This is a genomic window from Nocardia sp. 348MFTsu5.1, assembly GCF_000383535.1.
In the GTDB taxonomy this organism is placed as follows: Bacteria; Actinomycetota; Actinomycetes; order Mycobacteriales; family Mycobacteriaceae; genus Williamsia; species Williamsia faeni.
Genome location: NZ_KB911518.1, coordinates 41,212 through 64,552 on the forward strand (window position 1 = coordinate 41,212; position 23,341 = coordinate 64,552).

Annotated in this window: 22 protein-coding genes and 1 pseudogene; 4 read left to right on the plus strand and 19 right to left on the minus strand. The window is 62.2% G+C overall.

Annotated elements, in window-relative coordinates; translation table 11 throughout:
* Position 1: 1 nt before the first annotated feature.
* From H290_RS0118520 to H290_RS29165, 18 genes and pseudogenes are all read right to left on the minus strand, one after another.
* Positions 2 to 898, minus strand: coding sequence for a hypothetical protein (locus H290_RS0118520; RefSeq protein WP_155976925.1), 897 nt, complete (start codon positions 896 to 898; stop codon positions 2 to 4).
* A gap of 268 nt (positions 899 to 1,166) precedes the next feature.
* Complete coding sequence (locus tag H290_RS0118525; protein WP_155976926.1) at positions 1,167 to 1,991, minus strand: hypothetical protein; 825 nt, start codon at positions 1,989 to 1,991, stop codon at positions 1,167 to 1,169.
* A gap of 17 nt (positions 1,992 to 2,008) precedes the next feature.
* Positions 2,009 to 2,830 (minus strand): hypothetical protein, encoded by an 822-nt coding sequence (locus H290_RS0118530; RefSeq protein ID WP_020108321.1) that lies wholly within the window; start codon positions 2,828 to 2,830, stop codon positions 2,009 to 2,011.
* 578 nt (positions 2,831 to 3,408) lie between these two features.
* Positions 3,409 to 3,633, minus strand: a pseudogene (nrdH, locus tag H290_RS31770) (glutaredoxin-like protein NrdH); the annotation flags it as partial.
* Positions 3,634 to 3,646: 13 nt separating this feature from the next.
* Positions 3,647 to 4,282: a DUF4913 domain-containing protein gene (locus H290_RS30850; protein WP_020108323.1), complete on the minus strand. Its 636-nt coding sequence runs from the start codon at positions 4,280 to 4,282 to the stop codon at positions 3,647 to 3,649.
* A gap of 36 nt (positions 4,283 to 4,318) precedes the next feature.
* Positions 4,319 to 6,133: a type IV secretory system conjugative DNA transfer family protein gene (locus H290_RS0118545; RefSeq protein ID WP_051122109.1), complete on the minus strand. Its 1,815-nt coding sequence runs from the start codon at positions 6,131 to 6,133 to the stop codon at positions 4,319 to 4,321.
* 25 nt (positions 6,134 to 6,158) lie between these two features.
* Positions 6,159 to 6,674, minus strand: coding sequence for a hypothetical protein (locus H290_RS0118550; protein WP_020108325.1), 516 nt, complete (start codon positions 6,672 to 6,674; stop codon positions 6,159 to 6,161).
* Positions 6,671 to 8,650, minus strand: a complete 1,980-nt coding sequence (locus H290_RS29135; RefSeq protein ID WP_020108326.1) for a transglycosylase family protein — start codon at positions 8,648 to 8,650, stop codon at positions 6,671 to 6,673. The genes H290_RS0118550 and H290_RS29135 overlap by 4 nt, the downstream gene beginning before the upstream one ends.
* 1 nt (position 8,651) lies before the next feature.
* On the minus strand, positions 8,652 to 10,313 hold the full coding sequence (locus H290_RS29140; protein WP_020108327.1) for a hypothetical protein: 1,662 nt from the start codon (positions 10,311 to 10,313) through the stop codon (positions 8,652 to 8,654).
* Positions 10,313 to 11,818: an SCO6880 family protein gene (locus tag H290_RS0118565; RefSeq protein ID WP_028463364.1), complete on the minus strand. Its 1,506-nt coding sequence runs from the start codon at positions 11,816 to 11,818 to the stop codon at positions 10,313 to 10,315. The genes H290_RS29140 and H290_RS0118565 overlap by 1 nt, the downstream gene beginning before the upstream one ends.
* Positions 11,815 to 13,335, minus strand: coding sequence for a hypothetical protein (locus H290_RS0118570; RefSeq protein ID WP_020108329.1), 1,521 nt, complete (start codon positions 13,333 to 13,335; stop codon positions 11,815 to 11,817). Before H290_RS0118570 ends, H290_RS0118565 begins: the two co-directional genes overlap by 4 nt.
* Positions 13,329 to 14,198: a hypothetical protein gene (locus H290_RS30295; RefSeq protein ID WP_020108330.1), complete on the minus strand. Its 870-nt coding sequence runs from the start codon at positions 14,196 to 14,198 to the stop codon at positions 13,329 to 13,331. Before H290_RS30295 ends, H290_RS0118570 begins: the two co-directional genes overlap by 7 nt.
* Positions 14,195 to 14,710, minus strand: a complete 516-nt coding sequence (locus H290_RS30300) for a hypothetical protein (protein ID WP_155976927.1) — start codon at positions 14,708 to 14,710, stop codon at positions 14,195 to 14,197. Before H290_RS30300 ends, H290_RS30295 begins: the two co-directional genes overlap by 4 nt.
* A 163-nt stretch (positions 14,711 to 14,873) precedes the next feature.
* Positions 14,874 to 15,104, minus strand: a complete 231-nt coding sequence (locus H290_RS0118585) for a hypothetical protein (RefSeq protein WP_155976928.1) — start codon at positions 15,102 to 15,104, stop codon at positions 14,874 to 14,876.
* Between the two features lie 9 nt (positions 15,105 to 15,113).
* Complete coding sequence (locus H290_RS30305; RefSeq protein ID WP_020108333.1) at positions 15,114 to 15,470, minus strand: hypothetical protein; 357 nt, start codon at positions 15,468 to 15,470, stop codon at positions 15,114 to 15,116.
* Positions 15,467 to 16,159, minus strand: coding sequence for a DUF6668 family protein (locus H290_RS0118595; protein ID WP_020108334.1), 693 nt, complete (start codon positions 16,157 to 16,159; stop codon positions 15,467 to 15,469). The genes H290_RS30305 and H290_RS0118595 overlap by 4 nt, the downstream gene beginning before the upstream one ends.
* Positions 16,156 to 17,358, minus strand: a complete 1,203-nt coding sequence (locus H290_RS29160; protein WP_020108335.1) for a MinD/ParA family protein — start codon at positions 17,356 to 17,358, stop codon at positions 16,156 to 16,158. The genes H290_RS0118595 and H290_RS29160 overlap by 4 nt, the downstream gene beginning before the upstream one ends.
* Complete coding sequence (locus H290_RS29165; protein WP_081631634.1) at positions 17,355 to 19,076, minus strand: cutinase family protein; 1,722 nt, start codon at positions 19,074 to 19,076, stop codon at positions 17,355 to 17,357. The genes H290_RS29160 and H290_RS29165 overlap by 4 nt, the downstream gene beginning before the upstream one ends.
* Before the next feature lie 290 nt (positions 19,077 to 19,366).
* Between H290_RS29165 and H290_RS30310 the strand changes: the two genes are divergently transcribed.
* The 4 genes from H290_RS30310 to H290_RS0118625 are packed head-to-tail and all read left to right on the plus strand — an operon-like array spanning position 19,367 to position 21,881.
* The gene (locus H290_RS30310) at positions 19,367 to 19,963 is read left to right on the plus strand and encodes a hypothetical protein (RefSeq protein WP_155976929.1); all 597 of its coding nucleotides are present in this window, start codon (positions 19,367 to 19,369) and stop codon (positions 19,961 to 19,963) included.
* 10 nt (positions 19,964 to 19,973) lie between these two features.
* Positions 19,974 to 20,387: a hypothetical protein gene (locus H290_RS0118615; protein WP_155976930.1), complete on the plus strand. Its 414-nt coding sequence runs from the start codon at positions 19,974 to 19,976 to the stop codon at positions 20,385 to 20,387.
* The gene (locus H290_RS30315; protein ID WP_081631635.1) at positions 20,371 to 20,913 is read left to right on the plus strand and encodes an ImmA/IrrE family metallo-endopeptidase; all 543 of its coding nucleotides are present in this window, start codon (positions 20,371 to 20,373) and stop codon (positions 20,911 to 20,913) included. Before H290_RS0118615 ends, H290_RS30315 begins: the two co-directional genes overlap by 17 nt.
* Positions 20,910 to 21,881 (plus strand): hypothetical protein, encoded by a 972-nt coding sequence (locus tag H290_RS0118625; RefSeq protein WP_020108340.1) that lies wholly within the window; start codon positions 20,910 to 20,912, stop codon positions 21,879 to 21,881. Before H290_RS30315 ends, H290_RS0118625 begins: the two co-directional genes overlap by 4 nt.
* On the opposite strand, the gene H290_RS29180 is transcribed toward H290_RS0118625, so the two are convergent.
* Positions 21,871 to 22,707: an SAM-dependent methyltransferase gene (locus H290_RS29180; protein ID WP_020108341.1), complete on the minus strand. Its 837-nt coding sequence runs from the start codon at positions 22,705 to 22,707 to the stop codon at positions 21,871 to 21,873. The two genes, H290_RS0118625 and H290_RS29180, sit on opposite strands and share 11 nt — an antisense overlap.
* Positions 22,708 to 23,341 lie beyond the last annotated feature (634 nt).

Consider the following 23,341-nt stretch of genomic DNA (forward strand, 5'->3'; position numbering starts at 1 on the left):
CTCATCGCCCTTTGACCGGCGAGACAGCGACGTCGAACTTTCCCCCCACCGCCTGCACCAGTGAGGCGGCTCCCACCGCGGCCAGCTCCGGGTCGACTGCGCCGGGTCCGATCCGCAGAGCGGATGCAAAATGTTCGCCGGAGTATGTCTTGATTTCGATATGAGGCGTGATTCCCAACCGGCCAACGTGGTGACCAGTTGCGATCACATCGGGACCGACCACCAATCGAACCTCTTTCTCGATCGCATACGCGGGAGCTTTCATGTACGCGCAAGCGATCTGAAAGTAGCTCTTCGCCCGAATGTGAGCCTCCACGTTCTGCTCGTCTAGGGGCCAGTCGTCGAGCAAGGTGTCGTATCGCCTGAGTAGGCGGTCAGCTTGGTTGACGTGTTCATCGGGCGAGTACTGAACGGGTAGCCAAGTGCGATTCTCGAACGCATCCGCGGCGAATCCAATCGCGTGTGAACCGTAGGCCCGATACTGACCCAAGTCGTCCATCTCACGAGACGCACACAGCACGAAGGTGCTCGGCAAGACCTCCGTACCAGGCTCATTCATCGCCTGCATGTCAGCCCGCGGGTCTGCCGCATACTGGAGGATCAGTTGGATCTCGTCCGGGTGGCGATAGTCGTGTCGGTTCTCTTGGAGGTGGTTGAAGATGACGCTCGCCCCGTAGGCCATCTCTCCCGGGTCGTTCATCAATGTCGGCCAGCCCGCCCACAACGCTCGGCTCTGCAGGATGGACATCGCAGCGGCCGGCGAGGTGTAGTGCCACAGAACGCCCAGCGGAATCGGGTCGGGTTCGATCGCCCTGTGTGCCTCGGCCCTGGTCTCCGGAAAGCCGCCCATTGACGTAGGCCGTGCCAACCATTGGAACTGAAGCGGATTACCTGTCATGGGGAGATGCTATGCGGCGCTGCGATTACAGCCCGCGAAAGCCCGCACATAACGCTGAGAATGCCCAACTCGAGGAAGGTGCAGGCACCTCATGGTCAGGTGTGTTGGATATCCAGTTCCTGAATACGCACAACAGGCGGGGCCTAAGTAGTCGTCAACAGGTTTGCTGCGGAGGCGTTCACCGGGCGCTTCGGCTCCGGAAAGTTGAGACGGGCTTTCTCTCGGCCGCTTACGTCAGCTTGATTTATGGCTGATTGGACCAGATCGTCTATCGCTCGAACGCCGGCGCGATTTCACCGCGCGGTGGAGAGGATTGCTGGTCCAGAGCCGAGTATCGAACGACCAGGCCAGCCGAGGCGGGATCCGGAAAGTCCGAGGTAGAGCCATTAGAGATCCCGTACTCACGGCGCCGTTCGCGGTCGCTCCAGATCGCCTCGTGCGCCATCGTGCGATCAGGGTCGAGTGCGTCGTCGTACCGGGGTTCGGGTGGCGCTCCGGTCGTCTCGACCGCAATGATCTGCCGTTGGATGTTCTTGGCGGCGTTAGTGAATGCATCGCCAAGCCCGCGCGCGTATTGAGAGTCCGCAGTTGGGGTCGGCAGATCGGGGTCCGTCTGTTCCTCGAGGTACTCCACTTCAGAGAGCGCTTGCTGACCTTGCCGTGCGAGGTCTATCGCGAGCAGTTCCAATGAAGCGACAGTGGGGTGCGATGAACGAATTGCGGCCACCTCCGCGCGTAGCTCCATGATCTCCTCGCGCGCTCGACGTTCTTCCGCACTGGCGGTGAGACGGGCTCTGGCCGCGGACCGAGCAAGGAGCTGGTCTACCTCAGCGCCGCCGGTAGGTTCGAGCTGGATGGGCCCATTCGCGATCGCCTCCGGATCGACGGCCCAACCGTCGCTCGCCAGATCGCTGACCGGAGTAGTCGAACGGACGCTCCAGATGCGTTCGTCGGTGCGCTCGGCCACGTCGAGGCGGACGAAAGTTGTTGTGATGGCATAGCCGTCACGGGTAGTGCGGGCGGTTGCGTTGACAACCGCGCACCGGTCCGGGAGCTCGTAGTAGTTGCCGAGGGCGAACGGAGACTGTGACATAGGTTTGACCTCCCGCACTACCGGCCACGGTCGTGTTGGCGACCACGGCGTCGGCTGAACTTGTTCTTGCGTCCTGCCGGTGAACGCCTAGGGCCACCGCTGGACACCGCGGCCTCCGGCGGAGCTGCCTGGTCGAGGTCAGCCGAGAGTCGCGCGCTGGTGGCCTCGTGGTCGACGCCCAAGCTTTTCAGGTGATCCCGGAGTTCGGAGCGGCGTTCCGCCGAATCGTAAACCTCCTGGGCGACAACATGATCAGCGCCTGGATCCTGATCGACTCCGGCCGGCCGTGCGTCGCGGTTCTCGCCATCGGCTGCGGCCCCTTCTGCCGCTCTGTCCTCGGCGTCTGACTGGCGCAGAAGCGCGATGGCCATGGCCTCGTCCTTGTTGGGTAAGTCGGTCTCCGTGCCGGCGTTCTTGTGCTGCTCGGCTCTGCGGAGCAGTTCTTGAATGTCGCTGCGCGCGGCGTGTACCTCGGTGGGGGAGATTCCGTACCGTTGCTGGATCTGCTCGTCCATGTGTTGACGGGCCGCGGCAGCAACTGGTGAGAGTTCTTGCCACTCCGACACGGCCCGGTAGGCCGTGGCGATTTTGATGGGCTCAGAGTCTTGCCACCATTCGCGTCGGTAGATCCGAGTGAATGACGCTTCCGCGCTCTTCTGCTGTGCAACCATGCGTGCGTTGAGTTCTCGACGTTCCTGCTCACTCTCAGCAGCGACGTTTCGGTTTCGTTGTTCGCGCAGACGGGCCTGACGCTCGGCGATCTGGCTCGCTGCGGCCAGGCCGATGCGCATGGAGGTGGTGAAGTGCTGCAGTGCTTCGTCTACTTCTGAGGCTGTCATGCGTGGGTTCTGCCTTCCATTGCTCGGTTTTGAGGGATTAGCGGGCCGATGCATCTTCCTGGCGGGTCGACGGAGCCGCTCTCGTAACGGTCCGTGGTGTTGCCGGCACGCGACGGAAAGTCGCTGCGATCGAGATACTGTTGCGCTGTCACTGCATCTGCGGATGTTCGGTAGCGAATACGTTGCAGCTGTTGGTGGTTGGGCCGATTGCTGAGCTGATGTTCGCTGACGTATTCGTGCACTGTCTCGTTTGCCTCGGCGATGGCGCGCTGGTAGTGGTCGCGGTCGATCTCGATGTCTCGGCGCATCTCCGCTGGAATGCGTGCTTCGGCTGAAACCTCGCTCAAGCCGGCTTCGAGTGCAGCGGCGAGTTTTCTCGGGTCGTTGTCCCTAAGTTCGGCCCACTCGCTACTGCCGAGCGGGGGAGTGGCGCCACCAGCCTCTGCTGCGGCTGTCAGTGCCGGTCTCATCCACATCTTCACTGCTTCGAGATCAGGTGGATGGTATTCCGGGATGGGTACTCCTGCGACTACTCGGTATCCATCGTGGGCGGGTTCCTGCGGCGCGACTGTGGACTGGGTCGTTGTAAGCTCCTTGATTCTCTCCGGACGGAATCCCGACCAGTGCTCGGTGCCGGCGACAAGGACGGGGGCCTGCAAGTAGCCCAGGCTCATGACGTAGTCGCGTGCCTGTGAATCCGTGGTGATGTCGACAGTCTCGTAGTCGATCTGGGCCTTGTCGAGTGCTCTGAACGTGGCCTTGCACTGCACGCAACCGGGTTTGGTGTAGACGGTGATCTTCATTGCCTGGCACCTCTTACCCGACGCCTACGGTCTGGGGCAGGGCCACGAACATCCCGGCAGGTTCAGCGGTCACTGGCAGCGGCTCGATGTGTCCAGGCTGTCCTGGCCTCTTGTGCCCATCGCGGACCGAGCAGGCTTTGAATGGGCCATCCGGATCGAAGAGCTTGTCCATGTGGTGGTCGGCGTGATCGCGCCACCACACACTCATTCCGGTCGATGGATTGAGCCGTAGGTGTTCCCAGGCGCGCCACAATGATTCGAGCCTGGAGTTTGCCTCGGCATGTCGCCACCATTCCGGGCACCATCGTCTGCTCATACCTTCAGTGACTTCCCGTCGGTATGTCGGAGCAAGCTTGTCGGAAACGAACTCGGAGAGCGACTCGAAGACCAATTGCGGTGGTGCAGAATGCGCGGGCGCCACGTTGGCCGGGGCCTGTTGATCCTGCTCAGGCGCCGCCACCGTCAGGGCCAGTTGCTCGATCACCAAATCGTCGGCCAGAGTGGTGATCTGGTCTTGGATGTTCTTGGTGATCTCTGATTGAAAGGCTCGCTCGACTGCCGCATCGACGTGCGCGCGGATCCTTTTGCGCACTGCCTCACGTACGAGTTCGCCGGCTTCGGCTCCGACATCGATCTCGATTCCATCCATGGTGTTCTCCCTTGCGTCGGTGGATGTTGAGGGTTGCTACCGCAGGCCAGGTAGGTAGCGGCGTTCTTGTTTCGGCTTGGTCTTCGCGACGTCGACAGCGCCGTGCGCGTCGGCGCCTGACAAGACCGGGCGGGGAAGAGATGTCTTCGACGCAGCAGTTGCTGACGCGCTGATCTCGATCGACCCCTTGACGTCGGGTGCGTATGGTTTCGTCATCCATGGTTCGGTGCGCACGATGGTGGCGCGGTTTCCCGACGAGGACACCAAGGCTCGACCACGCGGCCACTCGGTGAGATTTGCGGTGGTGAGAATCCGTCGGGAACTGGTCTGCCGACTGACCGAGCCGCCACCGCGGCCCGACGAGACCGATGACGTCGTGTATTCGTGATCGCCGACAAGTTCGGATAGTTCCCGCAGAAACTCGGTCTCGGAGACGCCACCGCCGTAGGTTTTGATGTTCGCTGCCGACCACAGTTTCTTCATGCCACCAGCTCCCCAGCACTCCACACCTTGGGACCACGATTGCAGGATCGTAGCGAGGACGATTCCTCTCGATCCATAGTGCGAGTAGAGGTTTGGCAATTGGGGCCACCGGACGATGTTGGCTGCCTCGTCCAGTGCCGCGACCAACGGAGTCGGCAGTCTCCCGCCGGGGCACCGTATGGCCTGGCGTTCGGCTTCCTCGATCACGGCGACGGTCAGGGCCGCCACCAGCGGTCCACCGGTGCCTGCACCCTCCTTGGACAGCAGATGGAGGGTGTGATGGTCGCCAACGAGTTCGGCGACATCGAGGTGGTGACGACGTCGGCGTCCATCGTCGGTCACCCATTCGTGGAACGCGCGAAGACGCAGACATCCGGCCATCTTCTTTGCGGTGCCGAACACGCCGGCGCGCTGCCTGTCCGGTGCCGCGATCTGGGAGGCAAGTCCGTCGGCCATCAGCTCGTAGCCGGCGCGACGCAGGGTGACCACGGCATCCTCGGAGGGGCGAGTGACCCAGTCGTACACGTCGGTCACCGGACGCCCCTCCAGTGCGGCGGCCAGAAGGAGTTGTGCCAGAACATCTTTGCCCTCTGGATCGAAGAAGGCATCCGTTTTCGCGTCGGGAGCTGCTGAGCCAGCCGCGAACAATTCTGCGAGGTTGATGGCTGTCACGTCATCGGTGACGTACGAGAGTGGGTTCCACCACCAGCTTGCGGGTTCAGAGACGAGCTCTTGGGGGTCGAAGACCCAGACGGGTTTGGTTCGGGCTTTCACGTGGCGGGTTGCGTCCACGAGATCTCGCTTGTTGCTGGTGGCGATTACAGCGCCGGGGGCCTCGAGGATCGCTGGGATGACCAGACATGTCGATTTGCCTGTGCGCGGGCCCCAGATGTGGATCTGGGTGTCCTCCCAGGACGAGTACAAGCGTTGGTTGCCGTGCAGTGTGACGCCGAGTGGCAGGCCGGGGCCGGCGGCGGCATCGACGCCCATTCGTCGCGCAGCTCGGTTCGCTTCGCGTGCGGTGAGGGAAGCGATGTGTTTGCCGCGCCCCAGCAGGCGGGCTGCTCCGTCAACGCGGGTGCGTTGTGCTCTGTGTCGCAGCAGAAATCGGACGGCGACAGCTCCAGCTGCCCCGACGAACAACGACAAGAGGACCAGAGCGACGGTGGCACCGGAACTCCAGTGGAGTCGCCCTTGGGCGAGATTAAGGATGGTGGTCGGTGGAAACAACGAGACATCTTGATCAGTTCCCCACATCAGTGCCGTCGTGACCAGGCTAGCGACTGCAAAGCCGAAGACTAGAACTCCGAGGACCAGAGTGTGGCCGGCGTTGCTGTTGGGTTGTCTGGACCGTCCTGGATGAGTCATGGTCGTGGTTTCCTTTCGGGCAGCGCTAGATGCGAATGCTGGTCACGAGCCACATGCCAGATGATCGGTTGGTTGCAATCACCCATGCGGTCAGTACCTTTGGTGGTTGCGACTCACCGTTGACGGCCGTTGGACGTTGTGTCACCTTGACGACCCTCGCCACCGAGGTGGGGGTATCGGGTGGGTGTTCGTCGCTGACTATCTGCGCTGTCGCGACGACGGATATGCCTTGTGCAGCCCATTGGCCCCATTCGATGCTCCGGGTGAGGGGTGCACCGGGACCGTCGGCATCGATGAGCGGCGGTCCTAGCAGCGGCCGGGCCCGGTCGAAAGCCGCTGTCGTGTCAGCCTCCTGCGCCGGAAACCATGTGAACAAGCGGGTGAGTGCGGTGGTGATGACCGTTTCGGCGTTGTTGGTCGGGTTCGGCGTCGGTGCTGAGGTCGGTGTGGGCAGTGGTCGGTCCGGGTCGGACCCGCAGCTTGCCAGCAGCATCGCAATCGCGATTGCTGCGGCGATGTAGAGGGTTCGTGGTCTGGTCATGCCACCCTCTTCACTCGAGATCCACCTTGGAAGTTGCTGTACTTGACGTTCTCTCCGGCTTGCGGGGCGTGAATCATCTGGCCCGGAGCGACGACGACACCAACGTGTTCGGGTCCGTTGCCGCCGAACTCGGAGAACACGAGGTCGCCGGCTTGTGCTTTGTCGAGTGGGATCTCGGTGCCGAGGTTCCATTGGTCGTAGGTCGTGCGAGGCAGCGACGTCCGATTGCCGGTTCCTTGGAACACCGCGGCACTGGTCAGCCCGCTGCAGTCCAGTCCGCCGTTGGTGGGGCCGTGGATGTCGCCGCCACCCCACACATACGGCGTACCGAGATATTGCTTGGCGGCTTCGGCGATCTGCTTGCCGTGCGGCGATGTGGCGCTGTAGGTGAACCGGCCGGATGCGTTCCGGTCGGTGTATTTCGGCATGTCGGCGATGATCGACCGCACGTACGGGATTGTTTCGGTGATTGCGCGCGGGTATCTCGGTAGCGAGTCGCGACCAGGGGGTGGATTGCGGACCAGTGAGCCTTCGCCGGCGTTGTATCCGGCGAGGGTCAGCTCGGTCGGATCACCGCGGTAGCTGCCATCTTTGAGACCGTCGTCGACCTGTTCTCGGATGTAACAGAGGTAGTGCCCTTCGGCCATGACTGCATCGCCGATGGAGTTGACGTCGACGATGCCGTTGCCGTCGTAGTCCTTGCCCCATCGAGCCCAGGTGCCGGGAATGAACTGTGCCGGGCCGGCGGCCGCATCTGGCGACACAGGTGCGTTGGCGCCGTAGCGAAACTTGTTCTCGTGGTAGAGCTGGCTCGCGATCATCGGGGCGCTGACGCCGGGGCACAGCGAACCGGCTCTGCGGATCCATGGTTCGAACTCGGGTGGTACCGAGCCGGCTTTGAGGGATCCGCCTGCTGTACCAAAGGTGTCGGCCGGGCACGGAGCGGGTTGGTCGTTGCCGCCGTGAGTGGCCGCTTCATCGCCGTTTGATGTGGCGGTTCCTTGTAGCCAGGGCATCGGATCGATGGGATGGCCGGCGCCTTCTGGCAGGCGCCCGCCGGGCCAGACTTCGAAATGCAGGTGCGGCCCACTGGATTGGCCGTTGCTTCCGACATCGCCGATGCGTTGCCCTGCTTTGACTTTGTCCCCGGTCCGCACGCGGACGCCGTTGTCGTACATGTGGCCGTAGACAGTTGAGACCTTCTGGCCGTTGTCGATTGAATCGATGACGATCCAGTTGCCGAACCCCTGAGCGGGACCTGCGTCGGCGATCTGTCCATCGAGGGCGGCCACAATCGGATGGCCCGGTGGCGCTGCGAAGTCGGTACCGCGATGTGACTCGCCGTTGCGATCGCCGAAGGGACTGGACACGTTGTAGCCCGGCGTGACAGGAATTGTGCGTGTGCTGGGTGCGGCGGTAGCGGCTAGTTGAGGCGCAGGGGCGACAGGTGGTAGAGGTTGGGACAGTGGCGCTGCAGGTGCATTCGCGGGTCCAGATCCAGCGGCGTCGAATGTGCCGGCGGGGGCGGGCCTTTTGCCGCCAAGGTTCTTGGCTTCCGAGCACGAAGGCCATGCTCCCCAGCCTTGGCCCGCGAGGACGGCGTTTGCGATCTCCATTTGTTGCGCTGGGCTCGCCAGGTCGGCGCGTTGCGCGTAGCGGGTGCCGCCGTGTCCTTCCCAGGTTTGCTGTGTGAACTGCAGGCCTCCGAAGAGCCCGTTTCCGGTGTTGGTTGCCCAGTTGCCGCCGGCCTCGCACTGGGCCAGCGCATTCCAGTCGTCTGCCGAGACGATAGTCGGGTCTGTCGATCGCCCAGATGGTGCCGGTTCGATCCCGGCGGCGTTCACTACTGCCCCCTCGGAGGTCGAGGTGTCACAGTTGGCCTCCGGGTCTGAGGCAGTGATGACGGCAAGCATCAGCGTGACACCGGTGACCAGCGCCAGGAGCGCGATCGCGAGTTTGCCTGTGGTACCGCCCATCTCATGTCTGCTCGTATCTGGCTGCGCGGTCGAGCCCGTCGAAGCGCTTGTTGGTGTTGTGGATCCCGGACGCGATCTCAGTGGAGGTGAGTTTGGTGACGAATGCTGCACCGGGACGGCGCCCGATCTTGAGGAGGAACATCCCACGGCCCGGTGGTGGTTTCTCGAGGTTGCGTTGCACGTCCATGGTGGGAGGGGAGCTCCAGCCGGAGACTCGGGCTCGTTCCTTCGCGGTGAATGCGATCACCGTCTCCAACGCATCGATGTCAGCTGGTGTCAGACCGCCACAGATCACGGCGCCCGCTCGTTCGATGAATCCCATCGCACGTTGGCGTTCCTGCTCACTTTTCAACGTGCGCAGGTCCTTTGGTGTGTGGGTGATCATCATCAGTGACAGGCCCAGGGTGCGGTTGATGCGGGTGAGCGCGTCGACCCGTTCGACCATGCCCGGGCCGGCACTGAGGACCTGCCACAGTTCATCGAGGACGGCCTGGAACTGTCGTTGGGGTCGCAACCCGAGGTCGGAGAGTGTGTGGGCAGCTTCGATGGCACCGAATCCGTCGTTCCAGCAAGCAAGCAACACTGCCGCGCGCAGTCGTGAATCGCCTCGGGCCAGTGCGGAGACGTCAACACAGACCGCGGGAGCGTCGAGGTCTAGTGGCGTGGACGTCTGCGCCGAGAACACGCGCCCGACGGGGGTGTCGATCAATGCGCGCAGTGACATTCGTAGTGGTCGAGTGACTTCCAGGTATTGCTCGTGGGTTTCGGATTCACAGGTCGCGAACAGGTCGGGATGTCCGTCGGCCAGGAACTCCCGGAGATCGGTCAGCAACGGCGGAGTGCCCGGCCCGAACCGAACGTCACTGGTGATCAGCTCCAGCGCGCGGCTCAAGACTGCTTCTTCGGTATCGGAAACGGGTCGGTCTTTGCGGACCATGGCAATCAGAGCGCCGGTCATCTCCACCTGGCGGGACAGCACCTCGGCCTGTACCCGTTTGAACTCTTCCTCGAAGCCGTGTGCTTCGAGGATCGGCAGGATCGATCCCAGCGCGCCGACTGCGAGCGGGTTGATCGTTCCTTCGCCGGGGCCGACTTTGACGACTTGGCCGGCCATCTTGTGGATTTGATCGACGTATTCGCCTTTGAGGTCGCCGAGGATCATGGGTGTCACGCCGCTGGCAATGGCCCCGGTGACCATCTTGCGGCACAGTGTGGATTTCCCGAGCCCGGGCAATCCCAGGATGAAGACACTCGGATTCGAGATCAGGTTCGCTCGGTGGAACCAGTTGAGCGGGTCGAAGCACAGGGCTTGGCCCGTATCGAGGTTCTCGCCGAGGTAGGTCCCGATTGTGGGAGTGCCGGCACTGACCAGCCACGGCCAGATGCCGCACACCTGATTGCTTGTCCCTCGGTATTCGGCGGGCTTGTCGACCAGCGTCCAGCGGCCGCCTCCGCGCCCAGGAAGCCCACGAAAGCCGAAGGTGCGAACAGCTTTCCGCGCAGGGCTACGATCGCGCTTCGACCGTTGTTCGACGGTGCTCTGGGCGACGCTGGTCCTCCGCTTAGTGATTCGGGCAAACAGACGTCGCTCTGCGAGACCGGTCGCGTCGGTCGGTACGGTGATCGGGCCTTCGTCAGCGTTCGATAGTTGATGCAGCTTCATCACTTGTCCCCGCTCATGGTGAAGGACTGGGGGATTGAGTAGTGGTCGGGGAGCACCAAACCGATGCCGAGGCCGGCGGCAAACGCTGGTGCTTGATAGCCGTAGGTGGGTCGGGTTTTGATGCGCGCGTTGGCAGTGAGCGATTTGAGGACCGATCGCTGGCGAGGTAGTTCCTCGGGCGATAGCGCTGTGATGGTGATGATGCTGCCGAACCGGACCAGGCCGTGGCCTTCTGCTTCGTCATCGCGGGCTTTGGCGGCCGCACGCGACCGCAAGACGGTGGCGGCGGAGGGAACTGCCTTGGTTCCGTTGTTGACTGCGGTGACGGCGTTGTTGTAGTCGCGTTCGGTGATGGTGGCCGCATCGCCTGGGGAGTGCGGGCGATAGAGCATGGCGAGCCGCTTGCGGGGGAGTTCGTGGTGGCCCGAGAGCAAGCGCCGAAGAATCGTTTCAGTGGTTGCATTGCCGCGCGGTGGTTCTTCCATAGCGAGGACGGCCGAAACTCCGCTGTCGTGGGTGTAGGTATCCCAGGCCTCTTGCGCTGTGCTTGGTCCGCAGTCGTCCCAGGTGAGTGAGACCGCTGAATCATCGCCGGACAGAATCTCTTCCAGGGTGTCAGCACAGTCCGGGTCGTAGGATCGGCGTACAAATCCCGCGATCTCGGCGGGGGGCATGGGTGACGCCCCGACCCCACACATTGACAGCCCTTCGTACATCTCCGGGAGTCGTCCGCCAAGTTCGACAGCCATTTCAGACGGATCGCGCTTGCGTTCGGGTGTGTTGGCTCGAAGTGTCACCGCCAACCGCGCGTGCAGTTGCCACAGGCCAGTCGATTGTTCGGCCCCTTCTCGCATGATTTGTTTGGCCAGTGTCGGAGCGCCGCGGTGAGTCAGACGGGCCTGCTCGCTGCGCAAACGCTGTCCTGTTTCCGGGATGGTCTCGACCACAGCCGCGACCAGATCAACGTCAGCGTCCTCGCCGAGGATCGAGATGTACTGGCCCCAGTTGGCCACGAATGTGTCGATGTCGTTGGGGTCGATGGCGTCGTCACCTTGTGGTGAACACGCGAAGATGACGGTGTACTGCGCGGTGCGTGGCATGTGAATGATGCCGTAGCGGTTGCCGAGGGCATCGAGCGCCTCATACAGGTCCGTGTGGGCAAGAATTCCCGGTAGCCGGTGTCGTCCACCCGGCACCTTCGAGAACGGTCCGGAGCGATACTGATGTGCGCCAGTCAATTTGCGCTGTGTCCACTTCATGCGGATGTAAACCCTTTCGTATCCGGTACGACCGCCGAAGGGCGCCACCAGGGGTAGGAGCAGTATCGTCCCGATTACGGCGCAGATCACGCCGGCAAGGATGTTGATGAACAGCAGGAACATCGACGCCATCAGCACACCGATCATGACCATGCTTGCGCCCCAGGTCATTCCAAAGAATCCGGCGGATCGTGGCCGGATCCAGTTCCCGTAGCGCGGCCGGGAGATCGCTGTAGTTGTGGTCATTTGCGCGAGCCTCCCGCCGACCCGGAGGGGCCGTCCGTGCCGCCGGATGACGAATTGTCTGTGGACGAACCCTGTTCGGCAGCGCGGTCGATTGCCTTCGCTCCCGCCGCCACCGTGCCAGCCGCGACGGTCGCTGCCGCTGCGGCTGGATGTGCACCTGCTGCTCCCTTGCCGGCCAGTGCCGGTACTGAGCCTCCCGGTCCGCCGCTGGTCGAAGCAGGGGAAGACCCTGTGCCGCCTTTGGTTGTTTTGCCGCCACCGGTGTTGTCGCTGCGGGTATTGGTTGCTCCCGACGGCGGGCCTGACGTCACGTTGGTGGCGCCGGAAGATCCTCCGGCACCGCCTTTTCCGCTACTGGTCATGGAACCTTTGAGCGACCCGATCGCGGCCCCGCCGGCTACAGCGCCCCCGATGGCTCCGACTGTTGACGGTCCGTTTCCTACCGATGACACTGCCGGCGCGATGAGGCGCATCAGGGCGGGCAAGGTCAGGAAACTCATCATGAGCAGGAACATCCCTGCCAGTTGGCTCATGGGGTCCGAGTCGTCCGCGCCTGCCCAGATCGCGACTGCCATGCACATGCCCGCGACCGGTTTGAACAGGAGGAACGCGATTGTCCAGGCGATGAGTTTGTCGTATGTCTGTTTCCCGGTGCTACCGCCTGATGCTGATGCCGCAACCGGGAGCGCTGCACACACGAGGATCAAGAATGCCGTTCGGACAACGAACATGGCGGCTTGTAGCAGCCCGGTCAGGCAGATCGCGGCCGCAATGAAGAACATGATGCCGGGTCCGAACGCCGCGGCCATGAGCAGCTTTGTGATGGCCTTCTCGATACCGCCGTCGCCGGCGGCTTTGTTGACTATCCACATTGCCCACGCATCACCACCTTTGGATGCCAAGACGATCACGGTGGGGAGTGTGGCAACGGTGAAGATGACGCGAATGAGTGACTTGTTCGCCTCCCGGACCTCTTCGCCGGCAGCGTGTGCACGTGCCATCCCTACCTTGGTGATCACGACGAGGAACGACAACGCGGCCAGGAAAACCTGAGTTTGCACCGTGTATTCGTTGATCTTCGTGATCAGTCCCTGGTTGGGACCACCACCCTCGCCGTACAGGTCAGGGAGCGGGATCTTCATCCACCAGGTGAGGACGACTTTGACGATCTCAGCGGCGCCCGCGAGCATGTCTTCGACGACTTTTCCGAACGCCGAGTCGTAGAGCTTCTCCGCAGCGGCTCCAGCGCCTTCGGTGCCGGCAGTACAGGCCAAATCTTTGATACCGCTGGTGATGTCACCTACCCCCGGGATCAGGTCGATCGGCGCGCTGGTGACGGCTTGGCACGCCTTGTTGAGGTTGCTGTCATCGTCGGCGTGCGCGGTGCCAGCCGGTAGCAGAAGGCTGATTACTGCCACCAGCAGCGCGATGGTCGCTGCTTTAACACCTACGCGCGAACCTGGTATCTGCTTGCGAGCGAGACGATCGGTAGGCGCCGAGCCGGTGGTGGTCACCATTGGGTCCACCCCTCGATTGATGCGGTACGTTCCGCCAGCATCTGAGGGCTGAATCCCTTGAGTTTCCAGCTGTCTATCACGTTGTCCCACACCAGTTCGGCGCGTGTGATGGCCCACTGGGTGTTCGGGACAGCGCTGCGATCACGAACCGCGTACTCAACGACTGCGAACTCGGAGTCGTACGTCGTCAGCCGGAAGGCATCGGGCGCACTCACGGTGAGCCCGACTTCGGTCAAGGGACGATCTGGGCGTCGAGAAAGCTGGTCGTCGAACTGTGTCTGTTCGGCGGGGGTCAGGGCGAGGTACTTACGTGCGATTTGTTGTTGCACCACCTTCGGGCCAAGTTGCCGGAAAATGAGCTGCCATCCAGCCAGAGCCGAACCCTCCGGCCGATGACTGAAGCCTGTCGCTACGTCACCATCCCACCGGGTCGGTCCATCGCTGGTGGAGAACGGAAGTGCGAAACCGTAGACCGACTGCCACATCAATCCCTGTGGTGTCGCCGGTGGCAGCATCACTGTTCGGACTGGAACTGCGATCTGTTTGAGAAGTTGACCGTTGGCGTCCTTGGGGACGAACACTTTGCGCCCCCACATATCGGCGAGCGGAGCATCGAATCCGCCTTCGGTGCCGATCGGTGGCGACGATGTCGGGACGGAGTTGCTGGGACGCAGCGGAATCAGCGTGTCGTCACTGTCGTGCTCGCTGGAACTCACGACAACCAGTACAGTCGCGCCAACCACAGCTACGAGCAACAGAGCTGATAGAGCAAAGGTCATCGGCGACGCATAGAACCACTGAACGACGCCGCGGCGTGCATCGTCGTCGGATCGGTCACGGCTGTCACCGGCGCCCGCGCTCATGATGGACTTCCAAACTTGATGAACCCGTCGAGTGACGACAGTGGGGCAGGTGGATCGCCCAGGCCGTCGACAGGCAGCAGCAACATCCAATCGTCGGGTTTGTTTTCGAACCCCCGCACCCACCACATGGTCAACTGCTTGCTAAAGAGCTGCCCGTTCTGGCGGACTGCGACACGGACTTTCGCTTCACTGCCGGTGTAGCTGTGCCAGCGATAGCCGACGTAGGCGGGGACCTGGGCGACATCGGGTGCAGCGGTGATACTGACCGCCGCCCTGGCTGCGGCGAATCGATCTCGCCCCGCTCCGGGCGCGATGAGGGTGTTCACGACAGTTGGCCAGGTTTGATCAGGTGCCAGTGACAGTCGCGCTTCGGCCTGCAGTCCGGCGATGAGTGCGCCCTGTGGGGTGTGGGCGTATCCGTGCGGCGCTGTGTCGTAGGCGATCGCGGGGCCGTCGTCGTGGGAGAACGGCAGCATCACCGATTGGTAGGTCCGCCAGGAGACGGTAGGCACTGTGTCGAGGTTGGGCGTTGCCGGAGTACTTGATTGAGGTGCGGGACCACCGCCTTTCTCGCAGCCCACCAGTGCGGCCACTAGCAGGGCGGCCACCACGAGGAAGAAGCCCGACTGTCGCCGGTTAGGCCTCCTGATTGCGTTGCTGTGATGCATCTTTCGCTCACCTGTTGTAGAAGATCAGATAGAGAAAGGTTGGAAGTCCGGACAGTAGGCAGCTGCACAGGCAGATGCGAAAGAGCCATCGCGTGTTGTCGCCGAGTGGTTCGCTGCGCCGGTGTTCCCAAGCCAGAAGACCCACTGCGGCCATCGCGGAGGTCGCGAAAAGTGCGAGGACGCACCAGATTCCCCATCGCAGGAACTTGGCGAACATCTCCATCGTCTCGGGGGGCATCTCATCGACCTATGTCAATGCCAATGTGTTGACGATCGTGACCACGACGCCAATGAGGACCGAGGACACCAATACCTTCACGAGGTGTGGCTGGGCCTCGCCTCCGCCGCCCTGCCGCTTCTCCCAGCCGAGGGAGACCGCCGCGTACAGGCCGGCACAGCCGGCCGTCGCCACGACGCCCCAGAAGAACCAGTTCATCAACGTCTGGAACTTGCCGGACCCAGGTGGCGCTTCGGGGTTGGCCGGCCCGATGTTGCCGCCGCCTCCGGGATCGGCAGCCAGGACTGTATTGCCGGCGTGGTGGGCGATCTGATGCGAGTTCGTCGACAGCACGTCTTGGGCAGTGAGATAGGTGTGGACAATCATGACGAGCGTTCCCTTCGGGCTAGTTCGCGAGCTACAGAGGCGATTTCGTCACCGCAGCGCATGTATTCACTCGGTGGTTGTGCCTGTGCGTTGAGGGTCTTCCGCCGGGCACGGCCGACCAGGGCGACGTCACCTGGTCGCCAGTTCGGCAGTTCGTTGCGGGGTGTTTCGCGCCAATCGGGAACCCAGGGCAACGTCCAGTGCTGATCAACTGCCCGCACCACGACATCTCGGTACTTGCGGAGGTCGGCAGGTAGCTTGCCGGGCGCATCCGGGATCGTGACCAACCCAGCGATGACCAAGCCTCCGGGCACTCCACCTGCCGCCGCCTGGATCACCGCGTTGTGTGCAGCGCGTAGACCCGACAGATGCGTCCGTGCGACAAGGACAACGACCGGGCTCTGGCCGGGTTTGCCGCTGGGCCACATCCGCCGCGCATCGCCCGACGGGGTCAGTACCGTCGTCAACGTCGACACACCTGCGCCGCCGTGGACACCGAGCCACCACCACAGTGGCGACGCCGGTCCTGCTCCGGGAAGGGAAGGGATATGGCTCTGCCACACCGCAATCCGGTTCTCGGGTGAAGGCAGATGTGCCCCCGGTCGCGGAATGCTCAGTCGTTCTTTGTCCGGAAAGATTGCCGGCCCCGAAGGATGGAGCTCGATGGAATCCTGACGGGCGGCCGTCATCGTTCTGCCCTGCCGTACCGACGCTGGGCTGCTGCAGGGAAGTCGTCTGCGATGGTGGCCGCCAAAGACCGTAGGGCCTTGATCGTGGCGGGTGCCAGTCGGTCGAGAAGAACTTCTTGGCCTTCGGCCAGGTGCGGATCGAATGGCACGGTCAGCACTGCGCGGCAGCGGCGGGAGAAATGTTCCTGAAGTTCGCGGATATCCACACTCGACTTGCCCGGCCGGTTGATGCAGATCACGGTCACCGCCCGTGCGACCAGGTCCGCGTGCCCGTTCTGCTCAAGCCATTCGAATGTGGCCTCTGCTGATTGCGCTCCGTCGAGCGCCGGCGGTGTCACCAAGACAAGTGCGTCGGCTTCGTCGAGGACTCCGGTCATCGAGCTGTGCCGGATTCCCGTGCCGCAATCGGTCAGGATGAGCTGGTAGTACTCCTCGAGTATTCGTGCTGTGCGTCGATAGTGTTCTTCTGAGAATGCTTCGGCGATCCTGGGATCGCGTGGTGACGCCAAGATTTCAAACCGTGAAGGTGCCTGGTTGGTATAGATGCGGACATCTGCGGCCCGTGTGATGTTCTGGTCGGCAAGCAGGTCGCGGACGGTGTACGTGTGCTCGGAGCGGACCCGGCTGCAGAGCGTGCCGAGGTCAGGGTTGGCGTCAATCCCGATGACGCGGTCCGGGCGTACGGCTGCGAAGACCGATCCGAGACCGGCCGTTGTAGTCGTTTTGCCCGAGCCTCCCTTCAGGGACAGCACGGCAAGTTTGTAGTCGCCTCGAATGCTCTGGCGGATGCGGTCGTTCGTGATGCGCCATTCGATGTCTGCGGGTGCTTCACCGGGGTTGATGGCTCCCAGCGTCGCGCGATGAACTGCTCTGCGCCATCCAGACTCGGGTGTAGGTCGGACGCGCACTCGTAGTAGGTCGGTGCTCAACGTCCCGGTCAGGGGCTGCGACTGCGGTGGTTGGAGAGACGAAGGCTGGTACTGCTCGGTGCCCAATGGCGGAGTGCTGCCGGAGGCGGGCGGCAGACGGTGATGGTCTTCGTCGACGGGTGTCAACGGCCGCACGGGTCTGGGTGCCACGACCGCTTCGTAATTCCTCGGTTGGGGAATGTCTTCATCCGCTGTGGCGGCGGATTCTTGATCGACCACGTCGCTGGGGATGCGCGCAGAACCCCACCAGTCGTCACGCTGTTCGGTCATTGCACCGTCTCCGTTTCTGTCGTAGTTGAGGTTTGGGCGGGCGTCGTCGTCGAAGAACCCGAAGCAGATACTTCGTGCGGTGTGGAGGTCGTGGTCGAAGCCGCCGGCGAAGGGGAAGACTCTGGAATCGGTGTCGTTGCCGTGGCATAGGTCGGTTCGACAAGTCCGGGCAGCTCCGGCGTGGTCGACACTTGATCGACGAGCGGCTCGGAGGTCTCGTCGGTCTCGGTCTTCTTGGCAAGTAGGTCCTGAAGGACGGCATTGAACCATTGCGCTACGAACGCCGTGGACGGTGCCCCGTCCGGGGTGGCTATGTTTGAGGAGTAGATGCCGTGCAGACGCACGGTGTCCCAGTACCGAAGATCGGTGGCCATCTTGACCAGGCCGGCGTTGTCGGTGACGCCGGCCTTGACTTCGTTGAAGATGGATTGCTGCACACCGTTCAGGATTCGGTCGGGAGGATAGGTGTCTGCGACTGCGCCAACGAGCTGGCTACCGAAAAGCGCAAGCGCTGCAGCGGGGTTGGCCAGGCCCACGGATGCGAGCGATACGATGTTCGCAGGTGTGATCACCTTCTTGGCCACCGTGACTGCGGCGCCGAACCCGATTGTTCCCAAGCGCACCAGTGCTGAGAACGGATCGGCAGGGGCAGTGGGATCAGAGCCTTCGGCGGCGTAGGTCAGCAGGGACTTTTCGCCGTTGACCGGTTCTCCGGCCAGGAACTTCTCCACTCCTCCGTCGTTGATGAAGTTCGACGAAGAGCGAATCATCGTCCCGCCGATTGCCACCGCTGCGTCTGCCAGGATCGTTTGTGGATCTTCGGCGTCGAGGTGCATCTGACCCGCGATGTTGGTGATGAGTCGTGCGATCGGTGCATTCTCCGGTGTTGAGCACGCGATATCGCCTGTGGCACAGGGGGAGTACACGCGACCGTCGAGTTCACCAAATGTCTTGCCGTCTGACGGCGCGATCCCACCACCTTCAGCAGGTGGTGTCGCAGTGACCTGGAGCTGAGCAACATTCGTACCGCTGGTGCCCGGAGCCGGGTCGGGGGTTGTTTGATCGGCTGGGCCACCTGGGAAGTTTGGCGATCCTGCCACTCGGCCGGGATCTGAAAATAGCGCTACGCCGGCAATCCGTTCAGCCGGAACTGGTCCCGATCCGGCACCGATCGTCTGGGCAACCAACCGCGCAATCTGCGCACCCTGGCTGTATCCGGTGAGCGCAAAATCGGTGTCCGGGCAACGGTTGGCGAAGTCTTCCAACATCTTTGACGCGTTCGCCTCGCCAGTCTTCACAGACTGCTCGTATGTCGCATCCTCGCCGGGGGTTGCGCCCCCGAAAGATGCTGGATAGGGCACGTATTGGCGTGAGTAGGTTCCCGGAACGGCACCGGACCCTGCGCCGATCGTTACACGGGAGAGCAAGCCTGTATCCAGATTCGGATCGATGTCGGATGACGACTCACTCGTGCCCGAGACTGCGAGCACGTGGAGAACGGGGCACTTGTCGGACTGAATGGGCTCGGCATCGACCGGGGTGATCCCGATCGACAGGATTGCCAGGACCACCGTGGTGGCGAGCGTTGCACTCGTCGCTCGCCGTCGACGTCTCTGGACTGCCTGAACCGGAGCCAGTGGGACTGCAGGGGTGCGCGCCCGCGATGCCTGAACCAGCGATCTGGACTCGTCCTCGCGGACCAACGAGGAAGTTCGCATTCCGTACCCCCGAGACTCGGATAGCTGGGACCGTTCTGTCAGTCGAACGATCAAACAAGCAACGTAGAGTCAACATAAGACAGTTATAAGACATTTACAAGCATCACACACCACGAAAGTTTTGTCGGTTGTGTGTCTTGTGTGGGTTGTATGAGGTCTCGATCTGCTAAAAATCGGGAAGAGTGCAGCGTTCGCTGCGGACACTGGGATACGGTTTTGGTATGTCCGGTGTGCCTGAAAACCTTCTGCGACTCGCGAGTGCAGTGCATGATCGTCGGCGGGAACTCGCGTTGACGCGGACTGAGGTGCACGAGAAGGGTGGGCCTGCCGATACGACGATGGCGCGCATCGAGAATCCCGTCCCGGAGACAGCTAGCCCGCGCCCAACGACCTTGAGAAGGTTGGACCTGGGTTTGTCCTGGCCGGAGGGGCACGCTGCGAAGATTCTGCATGGTTCGACGCAGGTGGTCGACGCTCCTGGGACTCAGGACCTCACTGACGCACTTTCGTTCACGACGATGGAAATACCGGTGTCGATCATTCAAGACATCGTTCAGGCCGCTTCTAAGGTGGTCGTCGCGCTACCGAATGCCGACTCGGAGGACCTGAAGGCCTGCGTTCAGCGGTTGACCGCGATCTATGCCACTGAGGTCCTCGAGCGGGTGGGAGGCCCTGGTACAGCCAGGATTCCACTCATCGACCTGACCTTCCGCGATTTGCTCGACACACCTCTGGCAGCGCCCGGAGACCCCATGCGTACCGAGCAGCTCTACCGTCGCTGGCTCGCCGGGATGCTGCCGGACGATGAAAAAGATCTTTCTGATGCTTTTACGACACGCTGGAAGGCGCGGAGAAGATCGATTAGGCTCCGAGAGGACACCAGCTGAGGGGGTTCAGTTGACCGATACGTTGCCATTGGAAGTACGCATCGACAGACTGCTGCAACTTGCGAAGTGCGTGAAGCAACCGGCCACTTCTCAAGAAGTATCCGCAGGTGTCACAGCGACACTTGGGCGGTCCATATTGCCTGAGACCGTCGATAGATGGTTCGCAGGCGAAATCGTCCCGACCGAAGCCGAGCGCCAAGCGATCGCCGAGGTTTGCGGCTTCGCCGGGGACTCGTCTGCCTATATCGCGAGTGATGATCCGAACAAGTATGTGCCGATCCACCAGCAGATCGGAAACCTGCTCGAACTCGCGCACAACACCACGGGATTGATCGCACTGCGTGCCTCGGGAAAGCCGATGACCGATCACGCGCGTCAAGCCCTTGCTGACCTCGCCCGACGTGCACATGACGAGCAGCACTGATCCGCAGCAAATAGCAACCGCGGCGTTGGGTCAGGTCTCATTCCGCCGCCCGTGGACAATCGAAGCTGCGATCGCCGCACTGTCCCTCGATCGCCAACGTCCGATCACAGTGCACCTGCTGCCCGACAACCTCGCGGAGACCTGCTCCGGCTTATGGATCCCGCAATCGAACAGCGACCAAATATACATTCGACAAGACCTGACACCCGTGCATCGCGAAGTCGCCATCGCACACGAACTGGGGCACATACTCCTGCAGCACGGGCTGTCTGACCAAGAGCGCATCGACTACCTCGCCGCGCTGTTTCCGCTGGTACCTCCCGAGATGGTCGGCAACGTATTCGCCCTGCCTTGCACCATGGCCAGGTCAAACTACGAGCATCCATTCGAGATGCAGGCCGAGTGGTTCGCTCGGCTCCTGGTCGCCAAGGCAGACCTGTACCGCGACGTGATCATTCCGGACAGAGCAACAGCCTCCGAGCGTCGAATGCTGCAGAAGGCAGCCGCAACCTTCGGCTGGCCGTGACCATGGCCGCGGCACTCACCGTCGGCATTTGCGTTCTGCTCATAGTTGTTGCCTTGCTGCGCCTCTCGCGCCCACCAAGCGATGCGACGCCTACCTTCTGGGCCTACACCCAGGTCTGTCTGCTGATGGGTGCCGGCAAGCTGGCTCGGACGCCGCACTTCACGGATGACCTCATCAACCCGGTCATCTCGAGGGCTACCGGATTATCGAACGCGATGACCCTGGTGGGCATGACGCTCGCGGCCTGCGCTGCAGTGCCGGCAGTAGCGTTGATGTGGGCGGTTACCGGGCATGAGGTGCGTTACCGACCGTGGTTATACGCGCAGATCGCCATCGTCGCCGTAATGACAGTTACCTACATCAGCTCACCAATCGACGACATTCCCAGTTCCTACATCACAGCCGATATTCCTTTCACACCAATGGTTTACGCGTACTGGTTGGTGTTCCTGGGTGCGATTGGCATTGCTGGGGCACTGAACGCCGTCCTCGCCGTTCGTGCATATCGTGTTGTGCGACGAGGTCCCTTCGCGCTGACACTCCTCGGGTGGGCGTGTACCGCGGCGCTTGTCTGCATCTATACGGTGAACAAGATCGTCGATCTTGCGCTCACCGATGTGAACGTCGAAGCTGGTTGGTACTCGGCGCATGTCAGATCAGTGTCTTTGGCGATCGCGCTGCTGATCGTGCTGACTGCTTCGGCGACCGTGCTGATCTACCCAGTTGTTCGGCTGCCTCATCGGTGGGGTCGCTTCCAAGTCCTCCGGCGATCCGCTGGCGCTTGGAGTGAAGCGCGGACGCAGTTCCCGGCTTTTGTTCTCCCGGGATCATCCGACGTACCGACGAACCAATGGCAATGTTGGACGGCAGCGAAAGACCCGGTTTCCGCGTACAACCTGCAGGTCGAGATCGCGGATGCAGCGAATGCTGCGGCAAGTCAGGAGCGGTCCGACCGAATCATCTCTTGACAGCCCTGATCAGCCACGCGATTTCGCGGCCGGGACCTTCTTCGATGTCGTAGGGGATTGTTCGTCCCAGGCGCTCCGCGGCAGCGCTAAATGCTTCCGCTTCGGTGTCCCATCCATACCCGTCGAGCCACTGAACGGGGTCGGCGACCGTCGACTTGAATCCGTAGCCGGCATTTTCGGCGGCCGTCGCCATCTCACGGCTCTGGGCTTCGATGAGCGCACCGGCGCCGAAGTGCACCGCGAGCAGCTCGCTGCCTGCGGCACTCTGATCGGACACCGTCTGAATCAGCTGGGCCACAGTCTCATCGGAGAAGTAGAACAGGACACCTTCGATGATCCAGGCTGTCGGAACCGTTGAATCGAAGCCGGCGGTGGTCAGCTCCCGGAGCCAGTCACCCTCGAGGTTCCCGCCTCGAGGGCGCCAATCTACGTCGATGGGGACGCCCCGATCAGCGAGAACTTGTTTCTTATAGGTGATCACCGCGAGTTGGTCGATCTCGAATACGACGCAGTCATGAGGTAAATCGAGTCGCGCCGCTCGCGTGTCGAGGCCAGATCCGAGGATGACAACTTGGCGGACACCGTTGGCACTCGCCGTGAGAAGTGCGTTGTCGAGGAAGTGTGTTCGCACGACGTTGGACTCGAATAGTCTTTGCCCGGTGACCTGTTCGAGTTTGAGCGATCGAAGGTCAAGGCCAGAATGTTCAACCAGCAGTGCAGCGTACTGATCGTTGATCTGGCTACCTTCGCGTTCGGACTCAAGCGCTCGCATCTTCGCAGTTAACACTGCGGTGGCCGAGATGTTGCCTACTTCGAACTGACTCATATTGCCCCCGTCGATAGTCGTCTGCCCGGCAATATACCGGTGGTCGGCATTGGGCGGCGCGAGCCTCCGAGTCGTGAGGCATTGGTTAGTTTTTGCCGACCGTAGGGGCACGACCGTCGCCAGTGGTCCCCTGGCAGGCTCGCGTGCGCGTAGCGCAGCAGACGATCCACTCGCTCGTTGGTGGGTGCTCCAACAGGTTGTGGATGTAGCCCCTAGGCAGCATTCTTAGTGGGTTACGCCGCGCCCGCGCCCCGCTTCGTTGCCCCTTCGTGTGCTGAGAGCCATCGTTCGATCTCACTGCGGCGGTATAAAACTCGAGCACCGGCTCTAAACGAGGCGGGCCAATGTTCACATGCCGCCAGGACCGCAGTGTGGCGGCGGGCAGGAACGGCCACTGGTCGCTGACTTGCGTCGTGGTTAGAAATCCCGAGAAACCGATCGAAATGCGATCTCAATGAGGAAACGCGGACATTCAACAGTCGATCGTCACGGCATCGCATGCTTCTCGAGGGTCCAGTAGTTACTTCCCACGCTACAACCGCAACGCCAACACAGGTGGTGTCATCGCAAGCCAATCGCTCGACGACTCCCAGGTTGCCGTCAGTGACGCGTCAAGGTCGGCCTATCGACTGTG

Bases quoted from the DNA above. Each gene is read 5' to 3' on its own strand.
- H290_RS0118550 (WP_020108325.1), bottom strand. From the start codon at position 6,674: ATGACCAGACCACGAACCCTCTACATCGCCGCAGCAATCGCGATTGCG.
- H290_RS29165 (WP_081631634.1), bottom strand. From the start codon at position 19,076: ATGCGAACTTCCTCGTTGGTCCGCGAGGACGAGTCCAGATCGCTGGTT.
- H290_RS0118595 (WP_020108334.1), bottom strand. From the start codon at position 16,159: ATGACGGCCGCCCGTCAGGATTCCATCGAGCTCCATCCTTCGGGGCCG.
- H290_RS30315 (WP_081631635.1), top strand. From the start codon at position 20,371: ATGACGAGCAGCACTGATCCGCAGCAAATAGCAACCGCGGCGTTGGGT.
- H290_RS29140 (WP_020108327.1), bottom strand. From the start codon at position 10,313: ATGAAGCTGCATCAACTATCGAACGCTGACGAAGGCCCGATCACCGTA.
- H290_RS0118530 (WP_020108321.1), bottom strand. From the start codon at position 2,830: ATGACAGCCTCAGAAGTAGACGAAGCACTGCAGCACTTCACCACCTCC.
- H290_RS29135 (WP_020108326.1), bottom strand. From the start codon at position 8,650: ATGGGCGGTACCACAGGCAAACTCGCGATCGCGCTCCTGGCGCTGGTC.
- H290_RS29160 (WP_020108335.1), bottom strand. From the start codon at position 17,358: ATGACCGAACAGCGTGACGACTGGTGGGGTTCTGCGCGCATCCCCAGC.
- H290_RS0118520 (WP_155976925.1), bottom strand. From the start codon at position 898: ATGACAGGTAATCCGCTTCAGTTCCAATGGTTGGCACGGCCTACGTCA.
- H290_RS0118585 (WP_155976928.1), bottom strand. From the start codon at position 15,104: ATGCCCCCCGAGACGATGGAGATGTTCGCCAAGTTCCTGCGATGGGGA.
- H290_RS30305 (WP_020108333.1), bottom strand. From the start codon at position 15,470: ATGATTGTCCACACCTATCTCACTGCCCAAGACGTGCTGTCGACGAAC.
- H290_RS30295 (WP_020108330.1), bottom strand. From the start codon at position 14,198: ATGAGCGCGGGCGCCGGTGACAGCCGTGACCGATCCGACGACGATGCA.
- H290_RS0118565 (WP_028463364.1), bottom strand. From the start codon at position 11,818: ATGACCACAACTACAGCGATCTCCCGGCCGCGCTACGGGAACTGGATC.
- H290_RS29180 (WP_020108341.1), bottom strand. From the start codon at position 22,707: ATGAGTCAGTTCGAAGTAGGCAACATCTCGGCCACCGCAGTGTTAACT.
- H290_RS30850 (WP_020108323.1), bottom strand. From the start codon at position 4,282: ATGGATGGAATCGAGATCGATGTCGGAGCCGAAGCCGGCGAACTCGTA.
- H290_RS0118545 (WP_051122109.1), bottom strand. From the start codon at position 6,133: ATGACTCATCCAGGACGGTCCAGACAACCCAACAGCAACGCCGGCCAC.
- H290_RS0118570 (WP_020108329.1), bottom strand. From the start codon at position 13,335: ATGGTGACCACCACCGGCTCGGCGCCTACCGATCGTCTCGCTCGCAAG.
- H290_RS0118525 (WP_155976926.1), bottom strand. From the start codon at position 1,991: ATGTCACAGTCTCCGTTCGCCCTCGGCAACTACTACGAGCTCCCGGAC.